This is a genomic window from Streptomyces sp. C1-1 (genome assembly GCF_050214755.1).
Taxonomy (GTDB): domain Bacteria; phylum Actinomycetota; class Actinomycetes; order Streptomycetales; family Streptomycetaceae; genus Streptomyces.
The window spans coordinates 5,924,406-5,947,442 of sequence record NZ_CP189826.1; the positions used below are offsets into that span (position 1 = coordinate 5,924,406).

Consider the following 23,037-nt stretch of genomic DNA (forward strand, 5'->3'; position numbering starts at 1 on the left):
TATCAGTCCGGTGAGCCGCCCTCTAAAATTTGAGTTACTTAACGGTAATTAGCGTCGGCAATCGCAGCGTTTTGGAGCGTGAGAGACCTTGGCCGGATCGGCTGACTTCGACCTGTACCGCCCGTCCGAGGAGCACGACATGCTCCGTGACGCCGTCCGCTCCCTGGCCGAGGCGAAGATCGCACCGTACGCCGCCGCGGTGGACGAGGAGGCCCGCTTCCCGCAGGAGGCCCTCGACGCGCTCGTCGCCAACGAGCTCGCCGCCGTCCACGTGCCCGAGGAGTACGGCGGCGCCGGCGCCGACGCCCTCGCGACGGTCATCGTGATCGAGGAGGTCGCCCGCGTCTGCGTCTCCTCCTCCCTCATCCCGGCCGTGAACAAGCTCGGCTCCCTCCCGGTGATCCTCTCCGGCTCCGAGGAGCTGAAGAAGAAGTACCTGGGCCCGCTCGCCAAGGGCGACGCGATGTTCTCGTACTGCCTCTCCGAGCCGGAGGCTGGCTCGGACGCGGCCGGCATGAAGACCAAGGCAGTCCGCGACGGCGACCACTGGGTCCTCAACGGCGTGAAGCGCTGGATCACCAACGCGGGCGTCTCCGAGTACTACACGGTCATGGCGGTCACCGACCCCGCCAAGCGCTCCAAGGGCATCTCCGCCTTCGTCGTCGAGCGGTCGGACGAGGGCGTCTCCTTCGGTGCCCCGGAGAAGAAGCTCGGCATCAAGGGCTCCCCGACCCGCGAGGTCTACTTCGACAACGTCCGCATCCCCGCCGACCGCATGATCGGCGAGGAGGGCACCGGCTTCGCCACGGCGATGAAGACCCTCGACCACACCCGCATCACCATCGCGGCGCAGGCGCTCGGTGTCGCACAGGGCGCCCTCGACTACGCCAAGGGTTACGTCCAGGAGCGCAAGCAGTTCGGCAAGCCGATCGCCGACTTCCAGGGCATCCAGTTCATGCTCGCCGACATGGCCATGAAGATCGCCGCCGCCCGCGCCCTGACCTACCAGGCCGCGGCCGCCTCCGAGCGCGGTGACGCCGACCTGACCTTCCAGGGCGCGGCGGCGAAGTGCTTCGCCTCGGACGTGGCCATGGAGGTCACCACCGACGCGGTGCAGCTCCTCGGCGGCTACGGCTACACCCGCGACTACCCGGTGGAGCGCATGATGCGCGATGCCAAGATCACCCAGATCTACGAGGGCACCAACCAGGTGCAGCGCATCGTCATGGCCCGCAACCTGCCGTGACGCCCGACGGCTCTCGCCGATCGGCGTAGCGACACAGAAGCCCCCGGGGGAACCCGGGGGCTTCTGTGATCCCCGTGGTGGGGCAATTCGTAGCGGATTGTTCGCGTCCGCCCGATGGCGCGTCGCGCCCGGTGGGCGTAGGACGGGTACCACACGGGGCCCGCCCCGGGCCCCTCTCCCTCCCAGGAGGAGCCATGACCCAGACCGGACCCGCGGCCGCCATGTCCAAGGAGATGCAGGACTGCGTCGAGGCATGCATGGCGTGCCACAGCATGTGCGAGGAGACCATGAGCTCCTGTATGCAGATGGGCGGTCAGGCCCAGATGCAGATCATGCGCGCGCTCATCGACTGCTCCGAGATGACCCGCATGTGCGCCGACATGATGATGCGCCGCTCGCCCATGTCGGCCGAGATGTGCGCGATGTGCGCCAAGGCCTGCGAGATGTGCGCGGAGGCGTGTATGTCCATGCCGGACGACCCCCAGATGATGCGTTGCGCCGAGGCGTGTCGCCGCTGCGCGCAGATGTGCCGGACCATGGCGGGCGCCACGATGTGACCCTCACCCAAGCGTGAGTGGGGGCATCCGTCACGGGTGCCCCCGCCGCGTCAGGTGAACAGGGGTTCCAGCGCTCGCTCCAGGTCCGCCGGGTCGCGGTAGTGCACCGCGTTCATGCCCAGGGCGGCCGCCGCGCCGACGTTCTCCTCGCTGTCGTCGACGAACAGGCAGCGTTCGGGGTGGACGCCGGCCAGGTCCGCCGCCAGCCGGTAGATGCGCGGGTCCGGCTTGGCCAGGCCCACCCGGGCGCTGTTGACGACGTGGTCGGCGAGGTCGCCCAGGCCGAGGGAGTCGAGGTCGGCCTCCAGCTCCAGGGCCGCGTTGGAGACGAGGACGACCGGCACCCGGATGCGGGCGCGGCGCAGCAGGGACACCACCTCGTCGTCGGCGTGGAAGGGGGACTCCAGCAGGGCCAGGGCCAGTTCGTACGCCGTCTGCGGATCGGAGTCGGGCACCAGCCCGGCCAGGCCCGCCGCGATCGACTCCGCCCACTCCTGCGACGTGATCTCGCCCAGCAGCAGCGGCGAGACCGTCTCCGGCGCGAACGCCACCTTCTTGGTGGACCCCTCGGCGATCCCCGCGGCCCGCTCCAGGGCCTGCAGGCGGGAGGAGTCGAAGGAGCGGACCACGTTGTCCACGTCACACAGAACCGCCCCGAAGGGCGGTCTGCCGTTGTTGCCGTCAGTCACCCGACACCGTGACCTTCTGGTCGTTGTTCAACTCGTTCACCAGCGTCTTCACCTTCGCCTTGTCCCAGACCAGGTTGCCGCCGGTGGAGCCGGAGATCGGCATGTTCATCGACGTGCCGTCACCGCCGCTGACGCCCTTCATCGCCCAGAACATGGACGCCAGGTCCCACAGGCTCATGTCCTTGTCGACGGTGAGGGAGTCCAGGCCCGCGCCCATCGTCGGATAGAACTTGAAGGGGTTGAGGACCGTCGACGGGGTCGCCACCTGGTGGGCCAGGGCCGACAGGAACTTCTGCTGGTTCTTCGTGCGCTGCAGGTCGGAGGCGGCGAAGGCGTGCCGGGTGCGGACGAAGGCGAGGGCCTGCTCGCCGTTCAGCGTCTGCTTGCCCGCCTTGAAGTCGGCGCCCGAGTACTTGTCCTTGAAGCCCTTGTCGATGTCGATCGTCACGCCGCCCACCGCGTCCACGATCTTCGCGAAGCCGGCGAAGCCGATCTCCACGTAGTGGTCGATGTGCAGGCCCATGTTGTACTCGACCGTGCGGACCAGCAGCGTCGGCCCGTCCTCCGCGTAGGCCGCGTTCAGCTTCGTCTGCCGGCCCGTGTTCGGGTAGGTCTTGCCGGAGGTCGATCCCTTGTACGAGGGGATCGTCACGTTCGAGTCGCGCGGCAGGGAGATCAGCGTGTCGCCGCTGGAGCCGACGTGCAGGATCATCATCGAGTCCGTGCGCTTGCCCTCGGCGGAGCCGGTGTGGAGCTTCTTCTTCTCCTCGGCGGACATCCCGGCGCGGCTGTCGGAGCCGACGATCAGGTAGTTCGTGCCGTCGCCCGTGGCCGGTCTGTCGATGACCTTGGACAGGTCCACGTCCCGGTGCAGCTTGGAGTCGGCCCAGAAGTACGTGGCGACGGACGTCACGACCAGCACGGTGACGACCGTGATCGCCGTCCACTTGATACGGCGCCGCCAGTTCGGCCGCGGCCGGCCCGCACCGGGCCCGCCGGGACCGCCGTGGCCACCGCCGTACACCTGCCCGGTGTTGTAGCCGTCGTCGTAGTCGTCGGGCCCGGGGCCGCCGGCGTAGCCGCCGTGGCCCTGGCCGTTGACGTACGACGGCTGCTGGGGCACCCCACCGCCGTACGGCGGCGCGGACGGGCCGGAGCCCCCGTACGCGCCCGGGCCCGGCCGCCGGACCTGCCGCATCACGCGCGCGCTCTCGGGCTGTGCGCTCGCGCTGCCGCGTCCGTACCGGTTGTCGCGGTTGTCGTCGGACCATGCCTCGGGCCACTCGTTCATGGGCCCCAGTGTGCAGGCAGCGGGCATGCCCTTTACAAGGGTCGTCGAAAAATCAGGGCACTGCTGTTGCGAACCCAACACAAAGTCCGCGAATGTCACGTCGGCATAAGGTGGACGCCATGACAGACCAGGCCACGGCCACGGAATCGGACACCCCGGGCATCCCCGGCAAGCCCACCTCGGCGTCGCGGACCACGCTCAGCCACATCATGACCCACAACGACACCAACCTCCTGGGCACGGTGCACGGCGGTGTGATCATGAAGCTCGTCGACGACGCGGCGGGTGCCGTGGCCGGCCGGCACAGCGGCGGGCCCGCGGTCACCGCGTCCATGGACGAGATGGTGTTCCTGGAGCCGGTCCGCGTCGGCGACCTGGTCCACGTCAAGGCGCAGGTCAACTGGACCGGCCGGACCTCCATGGAGGTCGGTGTCCGGGTCCTGGCCGAGCGCTGGAACGAGTCCACCCCGCCCACCCAGGTCGGCTCCGCCTACCTCGTCTTCGCCGCCGTCGACTCCGACGGCAAGCCCCGCCGGGTCCCGCCGGTCCTCCCTGAGACCGAGAAGGACAGGCGCCGCTACCAGGAGGCCCAGATCCGCCGCACCCACCGGCTGGCCCGCCGCCGGGCGATCATGGAACTGCGTCAGAAGCGGGCGGCGGAGGGCCTGGACGACTGACCCGAGGGCCGAGCGCGCCTACGAGCACACCACCTGGTCCCCGGTCACGGTCTCGAAGCGGCCCTGGGTCGCGTCCTCCGCCCGTACCTTCTGTACGCCCTTGAAGTCGGCCCCGGCGATCACCTTCAGCGTCGGGCCCAGGCCCTTGACGGCCCGCAGTTCGCTGCCGGGCAGTGCGGCCGCCAGTGACCTGGCCGAGCGGTCCCAGCGGGGGTCGTAGGTGACGACCGTCCGTGCGACCTTGCGGTCGGCCGCGTTCGCGGGCGTGCGGGTCGTGCCGAAGCCGGCGCCGGCCAGGGCGGCGTCCACGCGCCGGCCGAGGCCCCCGGTGGCGGTGCCGTTCTCGACCTGGACGCGGATCCGCTGGGGGGCGACCTCGACGCGGACGACCTTGGGGCCGCCGGCGCGGTGCACGGTCAGGGGCTTGTCGTCACGGAGGTCGGCGAACAGGGCGTCGGCCTTGGCGGTGTCCCACTTCAGGGTCGAGCCGACGCCCTTGACGGCGTATCCCATCTGCCCGATGGGGGCCGTGGTGAACTCCGAGGAGGAGGGGGAGAAGTCGCGCATCGCGCGGCCGAGGTCGAGGAGTTCGTCGGTGCCGAAGCCCTTGTCCGCGCGTACCGAGCCCAGCACGGCCCGGGTCACGTCCCGGAACTTCATGGGGTTCAGCAGGATCCCGGAGGACGTGGCCCGTTCCACGAGGGCGGCCAGGAAGCGCTGCTGGCGCTTCATGCGGCCCAGGTCGGAGGCGCCGTCGACGTGCCGGGCGCGGACGTACTGCAGGGCCTGGCCGCCCATCAGGGTGTGGGTGCCGGCGGGCAGGTCGAGGCCGGTGTAGGTGTCCCTGAGGGGTTCGGTGGTGCAGACCTTGACCCCGCCCAGTACGTCGACCGTTCTCATGAAGCTGGTGAAGTCGACCTCCAGGTAGTGGTCGATCTTCACGTGGGTCATGTTCTCCACGGTCCGCACGGTGAGGTTGGGGCCGCCCTCCGCGTACGCCGCGTTGAGCTTGATCGGGTGGGTGCCCTTGCCGTCGGCGTTCGGCACCTGCGTGTAGGAGTCGCGCGGCAGGCTCACCACGGTCGCCCGTTCCCGGTCCTCCGAGATGTGCACGATCATCATCGTGTCGGTGCAGTGACAGGGCGCGCCGCCCAGGTGGTACTGGTGCCGCTCCTGTGCGGTGATCCTGTCGCGGCCGTCCGTGCCGACCAGCAGGACGTTCATGCCGTGTCCGCCGCGCGGGCGGTTCTTCATGTCCTTGAAGGGGTCCACGCGGGCGATGTCCGCGTCGAGGCTGGTGACCACCGCGTGCCCGATCCCGGCCGAGGCGAGGACGACGACGGAGAGGGTCGTCACCGCCCGCATGGCCCAGCGTGGCTTCTTGCGGCGCACGGGGGGCCGTGGTGCGCCGCCGCCGCGCTGCTGCGGGGTACGGGGCGGCTGGGTGCGCCGCTGTGGACGGGCGGGGGCGGCGGACCGGGGCTGCGTGGGCATGGGGGACACCTCCGGGCTACGGCCGTACGTGGGATCGTGAGCACCGTAGGCCGATACGATCTGCGGCCCGGTCCGCCGCCCCGGCGGGGCGCGGAGCTGTCCCCCGTTCGCGGTAACGTGAGCACCGATGAACGCCAATTCCGACGTGCAGCTCCCCGCCGTTTCTGTGATCATGCCCGTCCTCGACGAGGAACGGCATCTGCGCGGAGCCGTCCAAGCGATCCTCGCGCAGGAGTACGCCGGCGAGATGGAGGTCGTGATCGCCCTCGGTCCGTCCACGGACCGTACGGACGAGATCGCCGCCGAGCTCGTACGGGAAGACCCGCGCGTCCACACCGTCCCCAATCCCACCGGCCGCACCCCCGCGGCCCTCAACGCGGCGATCAAGGCCTCCCGGCACCCGATCGTGGTCCGCGTCGACGGCCACGGCATGCTCTCGCCGAACTACATCGCCACCGCCGTACGGCTGCTGCAGGAGACCGGTGCGCAGAACGTCGGCGGCATCATGCACGCCGAGGGCGAGAACGACTGGGAGCACGCCGTCGCCGCCGCGATGACCTCGAAGATCGGGGTGGGCAACGCGGCCTTCCACACGGGCGGCGAGGCCCAGCAGGCCGAGACGGTGTACCTCGGCGTCTTCCGGCGCGAGGCGCTGGAGCGGCAGGGCGGGTACAACGAGGAGTTCATCCGGGCCCAGGACTGGGAGCTGAACTTCCGCATCCGGGAGGCCGGCGGGCTGATCTGGTTCTCGCCGGAGCTGCGGGTGTCGTACCGGCCGCGGCCGAGCGTGCGGGCGCTGGCCAAGCAGTACAAGGACTACGGCCGTTGGCGGCACGTCGTCGCCCGTTACCACGAGGGCTCCATCAACCTGCGCTACCTGGCCCCGCCGACGGCGGTCCTGGCGATAGCGGCTGGCGTCCTGGTGGGCGCCCTGCTCACGCCGTGGGGCTTCGTCGTCCCCGGCGGCTACCTCGCGGCGATCGTCCTCGGGTCGGTCCCGGCGGGCAGGGGGCTGCCGCTGAAGGCCCGGCTGCAGATCCCGGTGGCCCTCGCCACCATGCACATGTGCTGGGGCTGGGGCTTCCTGACCAGCCCGAAGTCGCTGGCCAGGAAGGTCATCGCGTCGCGGCGGCCCGCGGTGCTCGCCGCCGACTGAGCACCCGCGAGCCTCCCCCTTGCGGCCCGGACTACCAGGTGTAGTCCGGGTCGACGTGCATACAGGCCTTGGTGTCCGCGCCGTTGAGGGCGCTCGCCGACTTCGGTGTCGTGTCGTCGTCGTCCGCGGAGGTGTATTTGGTGCCGGTGCGCCAGTCGGCGCCGACGACCAGGGTGACGCCGTCGACGTCCGTGGACTTCTTCACCTGGTCGGCCGGGATGCCGAGCACCTTGGCGACCCGCCGGGCGTCGCCCTCCAGGTCGGCGCTGGGGTAGCGGATCACCGTCTCGTCCCGGCCGAGCAGGGTGGAGGAGTCCGCCACGGCCTCCTTGAAGCCCTTGCCGACGAGCAGCTGGGCGACCGCGCCCGCCCGTCCGCTCACCGGGGCGAGGGTGCTGCTGCGGGTGCCGTTCTGCACCTGTACGGCGATCTTGTCGTCGGTGTCGGTCGGCTCGGCGGTCGCCGTGGCCGTCGTGGTCTCCTTCTTGTCCTTGCCGTCCAGCGCGATGTCCTCGCGCACCAGCCGGAACAGCTTCGCCGCGTCGGTGGGCTTGGGCAGTACCCGGTTGCCGTCGGAGGAGTACACCCAGGGCATCGTCGTCATGGTGATGCGCTCGGTGGGGACCTTCTTCAGCTCCTTGCTCAGGTCGTAGAGCTTGGCGACGGTGCCAAGGCCGTCGTCCACCGTCAGCGCCTCGGTGGCCGTCTCGGCGAGCGCGCGCAGCTTGCCCGGGTTGCTGAGCGTGGCGTTGGCGCGCAGCTGGCGGACCATCGAGTTCATGTACATGTGCTGGGCCTTGGTGCGCGCGATGTCGCTGCCGTCCTCGAAGCCGTAGCGGGTGCGCAGCCACTGCAGGGCCTGCTTGCCCTGGACGGAGGTGGTGCCCTTCCTCAGCTTCAGGCCCGAGCCGTGGCCGGAGGAGGTGTGCGAGTAGATGTCGGCGTCCACGCAGACCGGGACGCCGCCGACGGCGTCGGCCATGGAGACCACGCCGGCGAAGTCGACCATGACGAAGTGGTCGATGTGGATGTCGGTGAGCTTCTCCCAGGTGGCCACCGTGCAGCCGGGGCCGCCGCGTTCCAGGGAGGCGTTGGTCATCGTCGTGGTGGACGCGGCGTACGTCTTGGCGGTGTCCGGGTCGGTGCACTCGGGGATGTCGACGAGGGTGTCGCGGGGCATGCTGACGACCGACATGTTGGTGCGGTCGGCGGAGACGTGCAGCAGCATCTGGACGTCCGCGCGCGGCGGCGTGTTGTACGTGTCCTTCGCGCCGCCGAGCTTCTGGTTCTCCTTGGAGTCGCGGGCGTCGGAGCCGATCAGCAGGATGTTCAGCGGGGTCTGTCCGGCGGCGTTGGCCTTGGGCGCGGCCGCGCGGTCCTTCTTGTCCCCGATGTTGAGGTCGTCCTTGCGGAGGTTGTCGTTGAGGTGCTGGTAGTAGAGGTAGCCGGCGCCCGCCGTGCCCACCACGACCACCGCCAGGACCGTCGCCGACCAGCGCAGTATCCGGTGTCTGCGGCGCCCGCCGGAGCCGTGCGGGCCGTCGCCGCGCCCACGCCGCCCGCCGCCTGCGCCGCCCTGCCGGCGTTGCCGCGGGACTCTCTCGCCATCCCGTGCGGTGCGGGACGTCGTGTCCTCGGCCGCGGGAACGCTGCTGTGCGCCAACTCCCTGTCCTTTCCCACCCCTGCGCCCCGGGCCCTCGGACGTGAGCGCGCCTCATCATTCTGCAGACAGCTTGGTTTCAGCTGTGGGTCACCCTGTGAATCCCGGTCGACGCACCCGCCGTCCCCCACGGCACGGGCCCGCCGTACGTCCTGGAGACATACGACGGGCCCGGGAGGTTGCCCTCACCGCCTCGACCGGCGCGCTGAAGCCGCTCGGCCGGCTACCAGCGGTAGGGCGCGTAGACGTCCATGCACTGGCTCTTGTCCGAGCCGTTGATGGCGTCGGTGCCGCTGGGCAGTTGACCCGCCTTGGGCGCGGACTGCTTCGGATACGCCGTGCCCGTGCGCCAGTCGGCGCCGACGACGACCGTGACGCCGGAGACGTCCGTGGACCGCTTCACCGAACTCAGCGGGATACCCAGCGACTTGGCGACCCGCTGGGCGTCGCCCTCCAGGTCGGCGCTCGGGTAGCGCACGACGGTGGTGTCCTCGGACAGGCCCGCCGTGGCGTCCTTGGACGCCCTGCTGAACCCTTTCGCCGCGAGCTCCTGGGCGATGACGCCCGCGCGGCCGCCCACCGGGCCCAGGGTGGACGTGCGGGTGGCGTTCTGCACCAGGACGCCGATCTGGGCGTCCGGGGCCGAAGGGGCCTTGGTGGCCTCGGACTTGGCGGACTTCTTCTTCGACGCCGACGCCTTGCCCTTGTCGTCGAGGGGTACGTCGTCGCGGAGCATCCGCCACAGCTGGTCGGCGCTCGCGCCGTTGGGCACGACGTGGTCGGCGTTCTGCGGGTCCTGGACGTTGGGCATCGTCACCGAGGTGATGCGGTCGGTGGGCACCGACTTCAGCTGCATGCCCAGGTCGTACAGCTTCTTGACGGTGCCGATCTCCTCGGACACCGACAGCGACTTGGTCGCCGCCTCGGCCAGGTCCATCAGCCGGCCGGTGTCGGTGAAGACGTTCTGGCCCTTGAGCTTGCGGATCATCGAGTTCAGGTACATGTGCTGGGCACGGGCCCGCATCAGGTCGCTGCCCCAGGCGTGCCGGGTGCGCAGCCACTGCAGGGCCTGCTTGCCCTCGACCTTGTGGGTGCCCGCCGTCAGCTTCAGACCCGAGCCGCCGGGCACCGCGGCCGTCGGGTGGTCCCACACGTTCTGCCTGACGCACACGTCGACGCCGCCGATGGCGTCGGCCATGCGCACCACGCCGGAGAAGTCGATCGTCATCCAGTGGTCGATGTAGACCCCGGTGAGGTTCTCCCAGGTGGCGAGGGTGCAGCCGGCGCCGCCGCGGGCCAGTGACTCGTTGATGATGCTGTTGGTCGGCGGGTAGACCTTGCCGGTCTTGGGGTCGGTGCACTTGGGGATGTCGACGCGGGTGTCCCGCGGGATGCTCACCATCGCGGCGCTCTTGCGGTCCGCGGAGAGGTGGATGAGCATCTGCACATCGCCCAGCGGGGGGCTGCCGCGGTCGTACTTGGCGCCGCCCAGCTTGACGTTCTCGTCGGAGTTACGGCTGTCCGAACCGATCAGCAGGATGTTCAGCGGCGTCTGCCCGGCCGCGTTCGCCTTCGACTTCAGCGCCTTGGCGTCGCCGCTGCTGCGTTCGCCCTTGTGGATGTTGCCGTTGAGGTGCTCGTAGTACAGGTAACCGGCGCCGGCCGTGCCGAGTATCAGCACCGACAGCGTGACCGCCGACCAGCGCAGCACCCGTCGCCCCCGCCGCGGCCCGCCCCTGCGGTGCCCGCCGGCCGCCGTCGCCCCCGTCCCCGATCTGTCCGAGCCGTCCGCGCCCTCGCCGGTCTCCTGGCCGCCGAAAGCCGGCCTGACCCCCGGTCGCGTTCCCTCCCCACGCACACTGCTCTGCGTCATTCCCCGTCCTCCCCACCCTTGCGCCGTCAAACGGGCCTGCCATGCGTCCTGTTAGACGCACGACAGGCCCGTCAGGTCACTTGGCGCACTCAACCTTGTCGGCCGTCGTCTTGTCGACGTCCGGCGCCTTGGACGACGCGGTGAACTTCTCTCCCGCCCCCGGGAAGTCCTTGCCCAAGGTCAGCGTCATCGTCGGCAGCCCCTGGTCGTTGGTCACGCTCTTGCCCGGCTTCATCGCCGAGCCGGACAGACCGAGGATGGCGGCCAGCCGGCGGGCCTGGTCGGCCTGGTCGGGGGAGTACTCCAGGGTGGTCTTCGCCTGGGAGGCGTCCGCGTTGCCCGCGTTCTCGGACTTCAGCACGCCCGCGCTGTTCTGCAGATAGCTGAGCTCGGCCTGTGCGCTGCCCGCGTCCGCCCCGCCGTTGAGGATGCGCACCCGCACCTCGGAGGCGGCGGACTTGCTGCCCTTGAGGCGGGCGGCGACGGCAGCCGCCTCCTTCTTCTTCTGTGCCTTGACGGCGGTGAAGGAGACGTCGTTCTTGATGGCGTCGAAGACCTCCTGCGCCGCACCCGGCTTCAGCACGACGGTCGCCTTCACCTTCTCCGCCGGGTTGTCGATCACCGGCACGGTGGTGAACGTCAGGTTCTTCGGGTTGAGCTTGCCCAGCTCCAGGCCGAGGTCCTTCAGCTTGCCGATGCTGTCGAGGTTGGAGTCGACCGTCAGTGCCTTGGTACCCGCCTCGGCGATCTTGATCATCTTCGACGGGTCGGTGAGGGTGTCGTTCGACTTCAGCTTCCGCATCAGGGCGCTGAGGAACTGCTGCTGCAGGGTGATCCGGCTCAGGTCGCCGCCGAAGCCGACCGCGTGCCGGGTGCGCACGAAGGCCAGCGCGGTCTCGCCCTGGATGTGCCGCGTGCCCTTCTTCAGGTTCAGGTGCGAGTCGGGGTCGTTGATGTCCTTGCCGAGGCACACGTCGACTCCGCCGACCGCGGTGGTGAGCGTCTTGACCGCGTTGAAGTCGGCGACCATGAAGTTGTCCGGCGTGATCCCGGTCAGCTCCGTGACCGTGCGCGCGGTGCAGCTGGGCGTGCGGTCGTCCTGGCCGAGGCTGGTGTTGAAGCGGACGTTGTCCGTGCCGGTGATGACCTTCTCGGTGCCGTCGGCCAGCTTGGTCGGGCAGTCCGGGACGTCGGTGATCAGGTCGCGCGGGATGCTCAGCGCCGTCGCGTTGGAGCGGTCCTTGGAGAGGTGCAGCAGGATCGTGGTGTCGGCGTGGCCGACGCTGTCCTTGTCGCCGTACTTGTCGTTGCCCTTGCCGGTGCGCTTGTCGGTGCCGATCAGCAGGATGTTGATCGCCTTGCCCTTGCTGAAGCCACCGGTGCTCGCGCCGTCGTCGGAGACGGACGTGATGTTGTCGTTGAGGTGCTTGATGTAGAGGTAGGCGCCTCCGGCGGCGGCGACCAGCACGAACGCCATCGTGCCGCCCGTCCACAGCAGGATTTTCTTCGCCTTGCCCGTCTTCTTCACCGGTCGGTGCCCGCGCCGGCCCGGCAACGGCTCCTCGGGCTCACCGCGGCGGCGGCGCGGCGGCGGAACGTCACGGCCCGGCGCGCGCGCGGGAGCCGTCGTACGACTGCGCACGGCACCGCCCGCGGAACGCGAGGCCGCCCGGCGCGGGCCGGGCACTGCCGACTGCGGAGCGGAAGGACTCAGTCGCAGTTCGTATTCACCGGTGTTCGGATTGAGCACCCATTGGTCTGCGGGATCGATGTCGTCCGCCCGCCCACGGCCTGTCGCGTCCACGATTGTCCGAATCCTCCGTCGGGGCGCGGCGCCTTCCCCCCTCAAGGCGCTCGGTCTCGGTCTCACAGTGCTCGACGCCAGGACGGACCTCGCGGCGGGATGCACCGGACCGCTCACACTATCCGCCCAGTTCAGCCCCCAGGGACGACGGTGAGAAATTCCACGCCCAAGGGCAGGGCAATTCGCCCTTTTTCTCGGACATAAGTGCGGTGATTTGGTGATCGCTTTACCTGCAGGCGTCCTCGGCGGCGGAGTTCCCGCGGAACGTGGGTGCGGGAGAAACCCCGTTCGACGGGTACCCGGGTCCGTTTCCGTCGGACTTACCGTCGTCGTATCCGTACTCGCCGTAGTCGTACGGGCCTTCGGGTGCCCTGCTCTCCGCAGTCGAATTGGCGCTTTTTGCGGGAGATTCCTGCGGAATTTCCATGGGGGCGTTCGCCGGGACTTCCCTGACCACGCGGACCGGCAGGTCCGCGCGCAGCCGTTCGAACAGCTTCTGCGCCTCGGGCTCGACCAGTTGGTCGCGGTTGGCGTCGTAGGCGTACGACTCCCGCGGGACAGTGAGGAATTGCACATTCGCCGCGGGGATGTCACGCAGCCCGCGAACCAGGTCGTACAGCCCGCGCAGGCTCGCCAGGGCCGGATCGGTCGTCAGGGACGATGTGGCGGCGTCCAGCACGGGATAGAGCTTGACCGGGTTCAGCAGGACGTCGTTGCCGCGCACCTTGTTGACCAGGGCGCCGAGGAACTGCTGCTGACGGTCCATCCGCTCGGTGTCGCTGCCGTCCCCGAGCGACTTGCGCGCCCTGACGTATCCCAGGGCCTGCTCCCCGTCGAGCGTCACGCGCCCGGCCGGCAGCCGCAGCCTGGCGGCCTTGTCGTCGATCGGCTCCGGCAGGCACACCCGCACCCCGTCGACGGCGTCGACCATCTCCTTGAAGCCCTGGAAGTCGACCACCACGTGATGGTCGACGCGGATGTCCGTCAGCTGCTCCACGGTCCGGATGGTGCAGGCCGAACCGCCCGTTTCGAAGGCGGAGTTGAACATGGTGAACGCGGGCTCGGACCGGGTCCCGTCGGGTCGCAGGCAGGCGGGCACGTCCACCATCAGGTCGCGCGGGAGGGACATGGCGGTGACGGTCCGCCGCCCCGCCGCCAGATGCAGCAGGATCGTGGTGTCGGACCGCTCGGTCCCGGAGTCCCGCCCGTAGCGCGAGTTGCCGTCCCCCGAGCGCGAGTCCGACCCGATCAGCAGGATGTTCTGCGCGTCCTTGACGAGCGCCGTGGGCCGCTCCTTCTCGTACCGCGCCAGCTCGGCGGCCGCCGCGTCGTCTGCCGTGATGTTCCCGTCCAGCTTCGCGTACACCGCCCACCCGGCCCCCGCGGCGGCCAGTACGACCAGCGCCACGCCGAGCCCGCCGCCCCGCAGCCACCGCCGCCGGCGCCGCCGTGCGAGCCCCCGGCCGGTCGCGGACGCGCCGGCGCCGGGCCCGAGAGTGCGTGCGGTGTCGCTCACGGGCCGGCCCACCCCTCATGGCGTACGGACGTAGTGCTGTTACGACCATGCCCCGTAAGGGGCGGGGGAGGTGGGCTCGGCTGATCCGAACGGGTGACCGGTCAGCCGCCGGCCCCGCGCCGCACTGTACTCACTCGCTCGCTCTCGATCCGCTTGGCCAGGGCCTCCTCGCCGAGCCGCTCCAGATTCCGGCACAGCACCACGGACCCCCCGGTGGCGAGCGGCCCGTACAGCCCGGCGTTCAAGCCGTCCCAGGTGTCGTACGACAGCCCCGACAGGATCCGGCAGCCGGGCCCGGTGAGTCCCAGCCCCGTCGCCTCTTCTCGGGCCCGCTCCACGACCTCGGCCGCGCCGAACTCCCGCCCGGCCACGATCAGCCCGGGCTCCGCGGGATCCACCGGCGCGAACGGCGCGAACCGGTCCCCCTGCCCCGGCACCTCGACGGCGTAGTCGACGAAGCCCTCCGGGGTCTGCGGGAACCGCCCGCCCAGCGGCCGCAGCGCGAGCGCCACCCGCTCACCCCGGCACGCCCGCGCCGCCTCCAGCGTGTCCGGCCCGCTCACCACCACGTCCGCCGCGGCGGCGTTCCCGTCCATGTCCGCGACGACCCCCACCGACGCGCACGCCAGCAGCCACACAGCCGTCTGCCAGTGCGCCGGCAGCAGCAGGGCGACCCGGTCGCCGGGCGAGGCCGCGAGGTCGCCCTGGAGGAGGTTCGCGGTCTTGGCCACCCAATTGGCGAAGGTGGCCACGGACAGTTCGACGCGCTCGCCCGTGGCGTCGTCGTAGAAGGTCACCAGAGGGCGTCCGGGGTCCGCGGCGAGTGCGGAAGACAGCAGGTCGGCGGGGGTGCGATCGGTGGCGTTCACCCGCGCAAGCGTACGCGGGCGCCACCCGGCGCGGCGCCCGGCGGCACCACCGGTTCGGCGGAACGGGAGCCGACGGACCGTCAGCTCCCGAATGGACAGATAAATATGACCATGTCCAACATCAGGGACATGCGCGGATTCCTTGTCTCCTCCCTCGCCTCCTCGATCGGCGTCACCTGCGCGGCCGCCCTGGTCCTCCCGCTCGCCCCGCCCGCGGTCGCGGCGTCGCCGAGCGGAGCGAACAGCGGAGCCAGGCCCGCGCCGACGGCGGTCCGTCAGGCCGCCCAGGACCCAGCCGTCCTCCCGGGCAGCACCCAGTCCCTCCCCCTTGCCCCCCTCGCCCCCCTCACGCGCGACCGCGCCATCGGCCCGGCCGTCCCCGAACAGGGCCTGTCCCGCGACCACGTACGGCCCTTCTCCCTCGTCGGGGTCGTCTGGAACGACCCGGACGTCACCCTGCACGGCCGCGTCCAGGTCCGCACCCGCGCGGCCGGCACCGGCACCTGGTCCGGCTGGCAGGACCTGCAGACGCACAACGACGACGGCGCCGACCCGGACGCCGCCGAGCGCGCCTCCGGTCATGTCCGCGGCTCCACGGCACCGCTGTGGGTGGGCGATTCCGACGGCGTCGACGTCCGCGTACGCGCCGAGGGCGAACGCCGTACGGACGACACCGCCCGCGGCACCCGCACCGTGACCGCCTTCACCCCGCTGCCCGCCGGACTCCGCCTCGAACTCGTGGACCCCGGCCCGCAGACGGCGTCGCGCGCCGTGCCCCCGTCCGCCCGGAGCGGCATCGAGGCCGACGCCCCCGGCGACCGCGGCCTCGGCGCCGAGTCGGCCGAATCGCTGACCGCCTCCGCTGCCAACGCCGAACTCGCCCCGCTCGGCGCCAAGGAGATCCCGGCGCTGGGCAGGGCCGCGACGAAAAGCGAACAACGCACCCTGCGGGGGCCCGAGTTGACGGAGGTCCGGCGGACCAACCCCTACATCGGCCCGCGCCCGCGCATCATCACCCGCCGCGGCTGGGGCGCCAACGAGGGCTTGCGAGAGCGGGGGTTCGTCTACACCAAGAAGGTCAAGGCGGCCTTCGTGCACCACACGGCCTCCGGCAACGGGTACCGCTGTTCACAGGCGGCCTCCGTCATCCGCGGTATCTACCGCTACCACGTCAGGAGCATGGGCTGGCGCGACATCGGCTACAACTTCCTCGTCGACAAGTGCGGAACCATCTACGAGGGCAGGGCCGGGGGTGTGGCGAAGCCGGTCCTGGGCGCGCACACGCTCGGTTTCAACACCAACAGCATGGGGATCGCGGTCCTCGGAACCTTCGGCTCCGCGAAGCCTCCGGCGGCGGCCCTCAAGGCCATCGCCCGGCTCACGGCCTGGAAACTCGGTCTCTACGGTGCCAACCCGCGCGGCAAGACATATCTGAAGTCGGGTGGTGGCAATCTCTACCGAAAGGGAAAGAACGTACGCCTGAATGTGATCTCCGGACATCGTGACGGTTTCGCCACGGACTGCCCGGGCCGGCAGCTCTACCGCAAGCTCGGCACCGCCCGCACGACCGCCGCCCGCTACCAGGGCAGGTGACAGAGCACCAGAGAGTCGCATTCACCGCCGTCGGGGGACGAGGGGCGGAACCACGAAACGCCGCCGAGCCGTCGAAGGCGTCGCACGACGATCTGCATACACTGGCCGGCCGAAGGACATTTCGGCCGGTCCCGGCAGGAAGCAGAGACGACAGGTGACAGAAGCGATCCTCCTGGTCGGCGGCAAGGGAACGCGGCTGCGTCCGCTCACGGTGCACACGCCGAAGCCCATGGTCCGGGCGGCGGGTGTCCCCTTCCTCACACACCAGCTGGCGAGAGCCAGAGCGGCGGGCGTGGAGCACATCGTCCTCGCCACCTCCTACCTCGCCGAGGTCTTCGAGCCGTACTTCGGCGACGGCTCCTCGATGGGCCTGCACATCGAGTACGTCACCGAGGAGGAGCCCCTGGGTACGGGCGGCGCGATCCGCAACGTCGCCGCCCGCCTCCACTCCGGCCCGGACGACCCGGTGCTGGTCTTCAACGGCGACATCCTGACCGGGCTGGACATCCGCAGACTGGTGCGGACCCACGAGTCGTCCGGCGCGGACGTCTCCCTCCACCTGACGAAGGTCACGGACCCGCGCGCCTACGGCCTGGTCCCCACCGACGACACGGGCCGCGTCCTCGCCTTCCTGGAGAAGCCGCAGACCCCCGAGGAGATCGTCACCGACCAGATCAACGCCGGGGCGTACGTCTTCCGCCGCACGGTGATCGACACGATCCCGGCGGGCCGCCCGGTCTCGGTGGAGCGCGAGACGTTCCCCGGCCTGCTGGCGGCCGGCGCCCATCTGCAGGGCATGGTCGACTCCACCTACTGGCTGGACCTCGGCACCCCGGCCGCCTTCGTACGGGGCTCGGCCGACCTGGTCCTCGGCCGCGCCCCCTCTCCCGCCGTCCCCGGCCGCTGCGGCGACCGCCTCGTCCTTCCCACGGCCAGGGTCGCCCCCGACGCCAAGCTGACCGGCGGCACGGTCGTCGGCGAGGGCGCCTTCGTCGCCGAGGGTGCCCGCGTCTTCGGCTCGACCATCCTTCCCGGCGCCGTCATCGAACCCGGCGCGGTCATCACCGACTCCCTCATCGGCACCCGCGCCCGCGTGGGCGAACGCTCCGTCCTCACCGGCACGGTCATCGGCGACGGCGCGATCATCGGCCCCGACAACGAACTCCGCGACGGCATCCGCGTCTGGTGCGACGCCCGAATCCCAGCGGGAGCCCTCCGCTTCTCGTCGGACCAGTAGCGGCGGCCCGCCCGGGCACCGGACCGCTCGCCTTCAACGTGTCCGGCGCTGGCGGCTCACTGGTGTCGGCGGTTCGGCTGACCGCGGGCCCACTGCTCTTCGGCCGTCGGGCGGTTCGGCTGGGGCGCGGGCCCGCTTTTCTTCGGCTGTTGGGTGGTTCGTTGGGTGGGGGCCCGTTTCTCTTCGGCTGTTGGGTGGTTCGTTGGGTGGGGGCCCGCTTTTCTTCGGCTGTTGGGTGGTTCGGTTGGGCGGGGGCCCGTTTCTCTTCGGCCGTCGGGCGGTTCGGTTGGGCGGGGGCCCACTTCTCTTCAGCCCGTCCGGCGTTTGAGGACGAGGCCCCTTCAGGGCCGACGGGGGTCCAGGGGGCGGAGCCCCCTGGTGGCGGCGCTGAAGGGACCGCCCCTCACAACTTCCCGATGTCCCCGCGAGGCATCTTCGGCGCCCTCCGAGCCGGCGTACGCCCACTCAGCAGAATCAACCGAGCGGCCCGATGCCGCTGCCCCGCATACGGCTCCAACAGCCGCAGCATCACCGCGTCATCCGCATCCCGATCCCCGGCAAGCGCCCACCCCACGATCCCCGGCAGATGCAGATCCCCCACGGTCACCGCATCCGCCGCCCCGTGACTGCGCTGCACGACCTCCGCCGACGTCCACGGCCCGATCCCCGGCACGACCTCCAGCCGCGCCTGCGCCTTCTCGGGCGACATCCCGACGGCCTCCTCCAGCCGCCCCGCCACCCGGACGGCCCGCAGGATCGTCGACGCCCGCTTGTTGTCGACCCCGGCCCGATGCCACTCCCACGACGGGATCAACGCCCACGTCCGCGGCGCCGGCATCACCCACAGCCGCCCCCCGGCCGCGGGCCCGGGCGCCGGCTCCCCGAACTTCCGCACCAGCGACCGCCACGCCCGGTACGCCTCGTCGGTCGTGACCTTCTGCTCCAGCACGGACGGGATCAACGACTCCAGCACCAGCCCGGTCCGCGTCAGCCGCAGCCCCCGCCGCCGGTGCCACGCCGAAGCCACCACGCGGTGCCGGGGCACGAACGCCCCCGGCTCGTCGGCACCGCCCAGCAGTTCCGGCAACCGGTCCAGCAGCCACTCGGCCCCGGGCCCCCAGGCCTCCCCGCGCACCGCCCCGCCCGCCACGCTGACCCGCAGTGTCCCGGGCCCGAGGGGCGTGAGAGTGGCCCGCCACACCGACCCGTCGGGCATGGCCCGGAACGTCGGATCGCCGGGCCCGCGCCGCAGCGGCCCCAGCACCAGCCCGAGGTCGAGCGGCCCGTCGGACACCACGGTCCGTACCCGTCCGCCCGCCTCGGCCTGCCGGGGCACCCTCGCGGGCACGCCGACATGCCCGCCCCGCACGGTCGTACGGGTGGGCCGCGGAGAAAACCGTCCTGCCACGAAAGATGTCCTAGAGGTCCCTGGGTGTCCTCACGAGGGTAGGCGCAGTGACGCGCCCGTCACCGCACCTCGATGAAAGCGTCCGCTTCCCGGGCCGTTCGGGGCCTCGGTTCCTCCGCCGGATGCCCCACAGCCACCGCTCCCATCGGGTCCCAGCCCTCGGGCAGTCCCAGCACCTCGCGCACCACGTCCCGGCAGAACATCGTCGACGACACCCACGCCGACCCCAGCCGCTCCCCGGCCAGCGCGACCAGGAAATTCTGCACACCGGCGCCCGCGGCGACCACGAACATCTCCCGCTCGGCCCCGTCCCGCCGCGCGTCCCCGTACGTGTGCGACCCGTCCATCACCAGGCACGGCACGACCAGATACGGCGCGTTGCGCAGCACGTCGCCGCGCCGCACCCGCTTGGCGATGGACTCCTCGCTCTTGCCGTCGCGTCGCAGATCGGCGATCCACGCCTCCCGCATGGCGTCCAGCAGCCGGACCCGTGACTCCTCGGACTCCAGCAGCACGAACCGCCACGGCGTCGTGTGATGCGGCGCCGGCGCGGTGACCGCCAGCGCGACCGCCCGCCGCACGGCCCCGGGGTCGACGGGCTCGTCGGTGAACGCCCGTACGGTACGACGCTGGGCCACCGCCTCCCGTACCGCCTCGGAGGTCCCCAGCCGGAACATGTCGTCGCGCGCATCGCGCACCATGCTCCGCGCCCCCTCCCCGTGCTCGTCGGCCACGACGTGCGGCAGCCCGCGCACGACGGCGACCGGCCTGCCGGCCGCCTTGCCCTTGACCAGGTCACCGGCGGCGGCCAGTTCGTCGGCCGTGGCCACCACGGTCGCAGCCAGCGGATTGCCGTACGCGTCCGTGCCCCCGCGCAGATCGTCCAGCACCCGCACTCCGGCGGCGCCGATCGCGACATCGGTGAGGCCCGAGCGCCAGGGCCGCCCGAAGGTGTCCGTGACGACGACGCCCACGCGCACGCCGAGGGCGTCCCGCAGGCCGTCGCGGATCGCGCGGGCCGAGGCGTCCGGGTCCTCGGGCAGCAGCAGCACGGTGCCCGCGGGGGTGTTGGAGGCGTCGACCCCGGCCGCGGCCATGACCAGACCCTGCCGGTTCTCGACGATCCGGAGCGCCCCGCGCCGTGCCACGACCCGCACGGTCTCGGCGTCGATCGCCGCCTCCCGGTCGTCGGCCGCGACGAGACGCCCCTCGGCCTTGGAGACGATCTTCGAGGTGACCAGCAGCACGTCCCCGTCGGCCAGCCCCGGCTCGGCGGCGGCGATCAGCTTCGCGAGATCGTCCCCGCCCTGCACCTCGGGCAGCCCCGGCACGGCCCAGACGCGGTACCCGTCGGCAGACGCTGCCTTCAAGACGCCCGCACCTCCTCGGCCAGCGCCAGCGCCTCGCGCGCCATCCGCGCGGTCGCGTCCACGTCGGTCATCATCAGCGGCACCGCGCGGCACCGGATGCCCGCCGACTCCACACGCTCCACGGCGTCCGCGTCCCGGGTGTCGACGAGCCAGCCGTCGAGCAGCCCGGAGCCGTAGTGCTCGGCCACCGCGGCGGCGCTCGACTCCACGCCGACGGCCGCGAGCACCTTGTCGGCCATGCCGCGCACGGGCGCGTCGCCGACGATGGGGGAGAGGCCCACCACCGGCACCCCGGCCTCCGCGATCGCCTCCCGGATACCGGGCACGGCGAGGATGGTGCCGACCGACACGACGGGGTTGGACGGAGGGAACAGCACGACGTCCGCCTCGGCGATCGCCTCCAGCACGCCCGGCGCGGGCTTCGCCTGCTCGGCGCCCACCGGCACGACCGCCTCGGCCGGCACGGAGGCCCGCAGCCGCACCCAGTACTCCTGGAAGTGGACCGCCTTGCGCTCCCCGTCGACCTCCACGGCCACATGCGTCTCGACACGGTCGTCGGTCATCGGGATCAGCCGTACGCCCGGCTGCCACCGGTCGCACAGCGCCTCCGTCACCGCGCTGAGCGGGTATCCGGCGCCGATCATCTGGGTGCGCACGATGTGCGTGGCGAAGTCGCGGTCGCCGAGCCCGAACCACTCCGGGCCCACGCCGTACGCCCCGAGCTCCTCCTTCAGATGGAAGGTCTCGTCGGCCCGCCCCCAGCCCTGCTCCTCGTTGATGCCGCCGCCGAGCGTGTACATCACCGTGTCGAGGTCCGGGCAGACCTTCAGCCCGAAGAGGTGGATGTCGTCCCCGGTGTTGCCGATGACGGTGATGTCGGCGTCCGGCACGGCCTTCTTCAGACCGCGCAGGAACCGGGCACCACCGATGCCGCCTGCCAGAACCACGATGCGCATGTCTCTCAGTGTTGCAGGCGGGTACGACAACGCGTCAGGCAGTCACCGGACGGGTCCGCGCGGCCGGCTCGCAGTGCGGGGCAGTGTGCATCGGCATGTCGGTCAGGCCCGGGTAGTAGATGTGCAGGCTTATGGCCGGCTCCAGCGTGTCGTTGACGACCTCGTGCACATACCCCGGCGCGAACACGCGCTGAGCACCGGCCGCCAACGCGCGCGTGCCGCGCTCGGTCCGCTCGGTCAGCGTCCCCTCCAGCACGGTCAGGACGCCCGACGAACGCCCGTGGTCGTGCAGCCCGCTGCCCTGGCCCGGCACCCAGGACAGCAGCCACACCTCGTAGCCGGGGCCCGTACGCAGCCGGTGGTACCAGCGGGTCGTCGCGTCGTAGCGGACGAGGTGTTCCCACTCGGAGCGGTCGGCGGCGACGGAGCGGGCGAGGCCCACGAACTCGGCCACGGTGGCCGGGTGCTCGCGCGGCGGCTGCAGCAGATGCTGGACTTCGAGGATGTCGCCGGCGATCTGGAGGTCGTTGTCGCTGTTCATGGGTGCGGTGGTTCCTCGGTGAAAGAAGGTCAGAGGGAACGAGCAGCGGGGGAGAAACACGAAACCGAGCCGCGGGGCGACTCGGTCCTCAGCTGGAGCGATCGGGCAGGCTCAACAGCTGGAACAGCAACAGCTACAGCGAGCGCGGGCAGCACCGTGGGACCCGGCGGTGCGGGTCGAGGTCGGTGCCGAGTTCGCGAGCATGCCCACAAGGACACCGGTTCACACCTTCACTGTCAACTCGACACCCGGTATGTGGGACGGGTTTCACCTCATCCGGTCCATCTGGGTGATGAAAGGTTTGTTCTGAGGGGGACCGGGACACAAGGCGCACAACCGCGCGCTCAGGCCTCGTTGCGATCCTGTGATCCGAACGTGATCCGGTTCGCTTCGTGGGGCGCGTGGAACGGGATCGAACATCCGGGCGTCCTTTCCCGTACAGGCTCTGCAACGGGTCCAAGACCCTCCCGGGCCTCATCTACATGTCAAGGTTTATGCCGATTTGAACACTTTCCGCATGGCCTTGGTTCCGCAGAGTGAATAAGGGGCCCAATAGCAGATCTCGGCTTGACTCGCCCGGAGCAGCACACTTGTAATTTCACTCGTGTCGTTCAGCCGAAATCGGTAACGGCTACATCACGGGGACGCGAAAGACAGACGAGGGGCGCACATGACCGAGCTGGTGCAGCAACTGCTGGTCGACGACGCGGACGAGGAACTCGGCTGGCAGGAGCGCGCGCTGTGCGCCCAGACCGACCCCGAGTCCTTCTTCCCCGAGAAGGGCGGCTCCACCCGGGAGGCCAAGAAGGTCTGCCTCGCCTGCGAGGTGCGCTCCGAGTGCCTCGAGTACGCCCTCGCCAACGACGAGCGCTTCGGCATCTGGGGCGGTCTGTCCGAGCGCGAGCGGCGCAGGCTGAAGAAGGCCGCCGTCTGAACCCCGAACCCCGCACTCCGCATCCAACGAACGGCCCGTCGCAGGTGGGTTATCCACAGGCGGCGGGCCGCTCTGCTGCCCAGCCGATAGTGTGGTCGCTCGTCCGAGACGCCTCGCCGCCCCCACGGGGCACAGACGTCCACCGCAGTCCATCGAACCGGGGCC

19 protein-coding genes are annotated in these 23,037 nt (G+C 70.9%); 7 read left to right on the plus strand and 12 right to left on the minus strand.

Features of this window, described 5'->3' with window-relative positions; all coding sequences use genetic code 11:
* Positions 1-88: 88 nt before the first annotated feature.
* The gene (locus ACQF4J_RS27155) at positions 89-1,246 is read left to right on the plus strand and encodes an acyl-CoA dehydrogenase (RefSeq protein ID WP_142152361.1); all 1,158 of its coding nucleotides are present in this window, start codon (positions 89-91) and stop codon (positions 1,244-1,246) included.
* A gap of 194 nt (positions 1,247-1,440) precedes the next feature.
* Positions 1,441-1,803, plus strand: a complete 363-nt coding sequence (locus tag ACQF4J_RS27160) for a four-helix bundle copper-binding protein (RefSeq protein ID WP_351565419.1) — start codon at positions 1,441-1,443, stop codon at positions 1,801-1,803.
* A 50-nt stretch (positions 1,804-1,853) separates the two neighbouring features.
* Here ACQF4J_RS27160 and ACQF4J_RS27165 read toward each other — a convergent pair whose 3' ends face one another.
* A complete protein-coding gene (locus ACQF4J_RS27165) occupies positions 1,854-2,492 on the minus strand; it encodes an HAD family hydrolase (protein ID WP_351565421.1) in 639 nt (212 codons plus the stop codon).
* Positions 2,485-3,783, minus strand: coding sequence for an LCP family protein (locus tag ACQF4J_RS27170; RefSeq protein WP_351565429.1), 1,299 nt, complete (start codon positions 3,781-3,783; stop codon positions 2,485-2,487). The genes ACQF4J_RS27165 and ACQF4J_RS27170 overlap by 8 nt, the downstream gene beginning before the upstream one ends.
* Before the next feature lie 119 nt (positions 3,784-3,902).
* Here ACQF4J_RS27170 and ACQF4J_RS27175 point away from each other — a divergent pair, with 119 nt between their 5' ends.
* A complete protein-coding gene (locus ACQF4J_RS27175; RefSeq protein WP_351565432.1) occupies positions 3,903-4,460 on the plus strand; it encodes an acyl-CoA thioesterase in 558 nt (185 codons plus the stop codon).
* Between the two features lie 18 nt (positions 4,461-4,478).
* Here the strand turns inward: ACQF4J_RS27175 and ACQF4J_RS27180 are convergent, their stop codons facing one another.
* The gene (locus ACQF4J_RS27180) at positions 4,479-5,954 is read right to left on the minus strand and encodes an LCP family protein (protein WP_351565435.1); all 1,476 of its coding nucleotides are present in this window, start codon (positions 5,952-5,954) and stop codon (positions 4,479-4,481) included.
* A 127-nt stretch (positions 5,955-6,081) separates the two neighbouring features.
* On the opposite strand from ACQF4J_RS27180, the gene ACQF4J_RS27185 reads away from it, so the two are divergent.
* On the plus strand, positions 6,082-7,110 hold the full coding sequence (locus tag ACQF4J_RS27185) for a glycosyltransferase family 2 protein (RefSeq protein WP_351565438.1): 1,029 nt from the start codon (positions 6,082-6,084) through the stop codon (positions 7,108-7,110).
* A gap of 31 nt (positions 7,111-7,141) precedes the next feature.
* Here ACQF4J_RS27185 and ACQF4J_RS27190 read toward each other — a convergent pair whose 3' ends face one another.
* The 5 genes from ACQF4J_RS27190 to ACQF4J_RS27210 all read right to left on the minus strand — a co-directional run bounded on the left by ACQF4J_RS27190 (position 7,142) and on the right by ACQF4J_RS27210 (position 14,833).
* A complete protein-coding gene (locus ACQF4J_RS27190) occupies positions 7,142-8,773 on the minus strand; it encodes an LCP family protein (protein ID WP_427166962.1) in 1,632 nt (543 codons plus the stop codon).
* 221 nt (positions 8,774-8,994) lie between these two features.
* Positions 8,995-10,644: an LCP family protein gene (locus tag ACQF4J_RS27195; protein WP_427166964.1), complete on the minus strand. Its 1,650-nt coding sequence runs from the start codon at positions 10,642-10,644 to the stop codon at positions 8,995-8,997.
* Positions 10,645-10,720: 76 nt separating this feature from the next.
* Complete coding sequence (locus tag ACQF4J_RS27200) at positions 10,721-12,448, minus strand: LCP family protein (protein WP_427166966.1); 1,728 nt, start codon at positions 12,446-12,448, stop codon at positions 10,721-10,723.
* A 226-nt stretch (positions 12,449-12,674) separates the two neighbouring features.
* Positions 12,675-13,964 (minus strand): LCP family protein, encoded by a 1,290-nt coding sequence (locus ACQF4J_RS27205; protein WP_351565450.1) that lies wholly within the window; start codon positions 13,962-13,964, stop codon positions 12,675-12,677.
* A 101-nt stretch (positions 13,965-14,065) separates the two neighbouring features.
* The gene (locus ACQF4J_RS27210; protein WP_351565453.1) at positions 14,066-14,833 is read right to left on the minus strand and encodes a TIGR03089 family protein; all 768 of its coding nucleotides are present in this window, start codon (positions 14,831-14,833) and stop codon (positions 14,066-14,068) included.
* Positions 14,834-14,962: 129 nt separating this feature from the next.
* On the opposite strand from ACQF4J_RS27210, the gene ACQF4J_RS27215 reads away from it, so the two are divergent.
* Together ACQF4J_RS27215 and ACQF4J_RS27220 are read left to right on the plus strand one after the other, a co-directional pair.
* Positions 14,963-16,426: a peptidoglycan recognition protein family protein gene (locus ACQF4J_RS27215; protein ID WP_351805895.1), complete on the plus strand. Its 1,464-nt coding sequence runs from the start codon at positions 14,963-14,965 to the stop codon at positions 16,424-16,426.
* A 154-nt stretch (positions 16,427-16,580) separates the two neighbouring features.
* A complete protein-coding gene (locus ACQF4J_RS27220; protein ID WP_427166969.1) occupies positions 16,581-17,663 on the plus strand; it encodes a sugar phosphate nucleotidyltransferase in 1,083 nt (360 codons plus the stop codon).
* Positions 17,664-18,066: 403 nt separating this feature from the next.
* Here the strand turns inward: ACQF4J_RS27220 and ACQF4J_RS27225 are convergent, their stop codons facing one another.
* Genes ACQF4J_RS27225 through ACQF4J_RS27240 form a run of 4 tightly spaced genes read right to left on the minus strand, consistent with a single transcriptional unit; the run spans position 18,067 to position 21,938 of the window.
* On the minus strand, positions 18,067-19,071 hold the full coding sequence (locus tag ACQF4J_RS27225; protein WP_351565462.1) for a DNA-3-methyladenine glycosylase family protein: 1,005 nt from the start codon (positions 19,069-19,071) through the stop codon (positions 18,067-18,069).
* A 59-nt stretch (positions 19,072-19,130) separates the two neighbouring features.
* Positions 19,131-20,441, minus strand: a complete 1,311-nt coding sequence (locus tag ACQF4J_RS27230; RefSeq protein ID WP_351805893.1) for a coenzyme F420-0:L-glutamate ligase — start codon at positions 20,439-20,441, stop codon at positions 19,131-19,133.
* Positions 20,438-21,397 carry a 2-phospho-L-lactate transferase gene (gene cofD / locus ACQF4J_RS27235; RefSeq protein WP_427166971.1) on the minus strand — a complete coding sequence of 320 codons (960 nt, stop codon included), beginning with the start codon at positions 21,395-21,397 and terminating at the stop codon, positions 20,438-20,440. Before cofD ends, ACQF4J_RS27230 begins: the two co-directional genes overlap by 4 nt.
* A gap of 34 nt (positions 21,398-21,431) precedes the next feature.
* Positions 21,432-21,938, minus strand: coding sequence for a cysteine dioxygenase (locus tag ACQF4J_RS27240; protein WP_351565471.1), 507 nt, complete (start codon positions 21,936-21,938; stop codon positions 21,432-21,434).
* Between the two features lie 670 nt (positions 21,939-22,608).
* Here ACQF4J_RS27240 and ACQF4J_RS27245 point away from each other — a divergent pair.
* A complete protein-coding gene (locus ACQF4J_RS27245; protein ID WP_003975777.1) occupies positions 22,609-22,872 on the plus strand; it encodes a WhiB family transcriptional regulator in 264 nt (87 codons plus the stop codon).
* The last annotated feature ends 165 nt before the right edge of the window (positions 22,873-23,037 follow it).

Excerpts from the sequence above, each read along its gene's own strand:
- ACQF4J_RS27160 (WP_351565419.1), top strand. The coding sequence starts at position 1,441 with ATGACCCAGACCGGACCCGCGGCCGCCATGTCCAAGGAGATGCAGGAC.
- ACQF4J_RS27170 (WP_351565429.1), bottom strand. The coding sequence starts at position 3,783 with ATGAACGAGTGGCCCGAGGCATGGTCCGACGACAACCGCGACAACCGG.
- ACQF4J_RS27175 (WP_351565432.1), top strand. The coding sequence starts at position 3,903 with ATGACAGACCAGGCCACGGCCACGGAATCGGACACCCCGGGCATCCCC.
- ACQF4J_RS27180 (WP_351565435.1), bottom strand. The coding sequence starts at position 5,954 with ATGCCCACGCAGCCCCGGTCCGCCGCCCCCGCCCGTCCACAGCGGCGC.
- ACQF4J_RS27185 (WP_351565438.1), top strand. The coding sequence starts at position 6,082 with ATGAACGCCAATTCCGACGTGCAGCTCCCCGCCGTTTCTGTGATCATG.
- ACQF4J_RS27195 (WP_427166964.1), bottom strand. The coding sequence starts at position 10,644 with ATGACGCAGAGCAGTGTGCGTGGGGAGGGAACGCGACCGGGGGTCAGG.
- ACQF4J_RS27215 (WP_351805895.1), top strand. The coding sequence starts at position 14,963 with ATGCGCGGATTCCTTGTCTCCTCCCTCGCCTCCTCGATCGGCGTCACC.
- cofD (WP_427166971.1), bottom strand. The coding sequence starts at position 21,397 with ATGCGCATCGTGGTTCTGGCAGGCGGCATCGGTGGTGCCCGGTTCCTG.
- ACQF4J_RS27240 (WP_351565471.1), bottom strand. The coding sequence starts at position 21,938 with ATGAACAGCGACAACGACCTCCAGATCGCCGGCGACATCCTCGAAGTC.
- ACQF4J_RS27245 (WP_003975777.1), top strand. The coding sequence starts at position 22,609 with ATGACCGAGCTGGTGCAGCAACTGCTGGTCGACGACGCGGACGAGGAA.